General features: G+C 37.7%; 3 protein-coding genes and 1 pseudogene. All 4 read right to left on the bottom strand.

The features are described 5' to 3' along the window. Positions 1–79: 79 nt before the first annotated feature. Entirely contained in the window at positions 80–424 is a 345-nt protein-coding gene (locus CEF18_RS24135) for a GyrI-like domain-containing protein (protein WP_223292469.1), read from the bottom strand. A gap of 23 nt (positions 425–447) precedes the next feature. Continuing rightward, positions 448–693, bottom strand: a pseudogene (locus CEF18_RS24130) (VOC family protein); the annotation flags it as partial. Between the two features lie 171 nt (positions 694–864). Then, a complete protein-coding gene (gene istB / locus CEF18_RS24125; protein WP_110939045.1) occupies positions 865–1,473 on the bottom strand; it encodes an IS21-like element helper ATPase IstB in 609 nt (202 codons plus the stop codon). 117 nt (positions 1,474–1,590) lie between these two features. Further along, on the bottom strand, positions 1,591–2,440 hold an 850-nt coding region (locus CEF18_RS24120), incomplete at its 5' end, for an IS3 family transposase (RefSeq protein WP_223292468.1).

Genomic DNA, 2,440 nt, shown 5'->3' with positions numbered 1-2,440 from the left:
TGTTTCTTCTTTCCCGTACATATTAGTGTCTACTATTTCAATTTCAGGCATTCCTTCTTTTATTCTATATCCTTCCTTATCAAAATATCTTCCATAATTCCCCGTAAGTATTTGGAATTTCTTTAACGTGACCAATATGTTTGAATACAACATATTTTTGTGTAGGAAATGTATGTAAAGTCATTCCTTGTTCAACTTTGTGGAAATCAACAGACTCTAACTCAATACCACATGTATAGAAATAATGGTCACTTCTTGGAGGAAGGCATACTCCTACTATTTTGTCTACATTGTTTTCACTGATAAATTTATACGATTTTTCCCATAGTTCTGGAATTGGATGAACAATATCGCCACTCCATTTTCCTGCCGCACTAAAACCTACTAACACAAATGAACTCTTTATAATTTCTTTAAATTCCATATTTAACGCCCTTCTCTACTACTTTATTTTCCTACTAAAACAAAAACATTTCCGTCTGGAGCTTGCATTACAGCCACATGACCACCTAAAGAATTAGGGAATGGAGTGCGAATCCATTGAACTTCAGGATTAGGTTTTAATGATTCGTAAGTCTCCCGAACATCTTCAACAACAATCTCAGTTTCAGCAAAATTCAAATTTGGGTTATTCTTTAATACTAACTCGGAATTACCTTCAGGAAATTTCATACCAATAAGCGTCCATTGTTTTTCCTCGTCTTGAAATGCTTCCCAGGCTTTTGTTAAACCTTGTTTTTGTCAACATAATATTGAGCCACAGCGATCACTTTAAAAGTGAGCCACTTATCATCTTTGTCCCCCCATTAATGGGTAGGATTGGAAGTTGGGAGAGGGTTGCCCCTCCCAACTTTCGCATGTTCTTTAGCCTCTTTCATTCTGTTTCATACTTTGCCTAAAACGGTATGATTCGCCATTTAATAAATGGATATGTGATCGATGAGTGAGTCGATCTAATAGAGCTGCAGTCATCTTGTCATCGCCAAATAAACTCGTCCATTCACTGAATTCTAAGTTGGTTGTAATGATGACACTCGCACGTTCATATCGACTGGAGAAAAATTGAAACAATAGCTCTGATCCAACCTTTGAAAAGGGCACATACCCAAGTTCATCTATAATGATCACATCTAATTTGAGCCACTTCTTTTCTAGAGAGTTTAGTTTATGTTCTTCCTTTGCCATCAATAGTTCTTCTACCAATTCTGATGCCGTTATAAACTTGACTTTGTATCCATTTTGAATCATTTCAATACCTATTCCTGTAGCTAAATGAGTTTTCCCTGTGCCACTGTTACCAAGGAAAATGATATTCTCCTTTTTTTCTACGAAATCACCTTGCCCTAACGTTAAAAATCGGTTTCGGTTTAAGGTTGGCATTAAACTAAAATCATAGGCATCTAACATTTTATGAACGGGAAAAGTAGCTTGTTTAAGTCGTCGTTGTTTTAAATTTTCTTCTCGTGTTTTGATATTATGTCAAGAAAATGGACACAGCGAATAGGGAGACTGTAGTCTAATCCTACCGCGCTTTGCTTGCTGTCCTCTCTAAGAGTAAGGGACGTAACTCTTACAGAGAGGGTAGTATTCCTATACAGCTTTGAAATACTGCTTTTCATAAGCCATTGGAGACATATAATTATTGGTTGAATGGATTCGCTTGTAATTGTAAAAACTCACAAGATATTCAAAGATACTTCTTTTCGCTTGATTTCTAGTCTTATAGTTTTCATGAAAAATTAACTCGCGTTTAATCACACCATGAAAGGACTCTATGCATGCATTGTCATAACAGTTACCCTTTCTACTCATGCTTGAAGTAACGTCATTTTCGCGTAATAACGCTTGATAGTCGTTTGAGGCATATTGGCTTCCGCGATCGGAATGGTGGATAAGGCCAGATGTTGGTGGCTGTGTAATCATCGCTCGTTTTAGAGCTGTTACAACCAGTTCCTTCGTCATCCGTCCATCCATTTCCCAGCCTATAATACGCCTTGAATAAAGATCCATAACCGATGCTAAGTACAGCCATCCTTCGCTTGACCATATATACGTAATATCAGCTACCCACACTTGGCCTGGACGTTCTACGGTAAACTGTTGATTTAATAGATTCGGGTAGATCGGTAGATTATGCTTAGAGTTGGTTGTTGCTTTGTACTTTTTAACCGTTTTAGAACGGATGCCATTTTCCTTCATGATCCGTGTCACGGTTTTCTGAGAAACCCTGACCCCTTTGCCCTGCAATACTTTTGTGATCTTTGGACTTCCATATGTGTTCCTTGACTCTAAATGGATTTTCTTAATGCGTGAGGTTAACTTTTCTCGCTTCTTTTTTTGGTTACTTTTAGGACGCTTTAACCAAGCGTAGTAGCCACTTTTAGAAACACCTAATACTTGGCACATCTTCGCTACACGGTGATCGTGTCGGTGCTGTTTT

Origin of the sequence: Salipaludibacillus neizhouensis (genome assembly GCF_002886185.1) — a bacterium.
Classification (GTDB): Bacteria; Bacillota; Bacilli; order Bacillales; family Salisediminibacteriaceae; genus Salipaludibacillus; species Salipaludibacillus neizhouensis.
The sequence above is the reverse complement of the archived record's forward strand: the minus strand, read 5'-3'. Positions and strand labels throughout refer to the sequence as shown.

Bases quoted from the DNA above. Each gene is read 5' to 3' on its own strand.
- CEF18_RS24135 (WP_223292469.1), bottom strand. From the start codon at position 424: ATGGAATTTAAAGAAATTATAAAGAGTTCATTTGTGTTAGTAGGTTTT.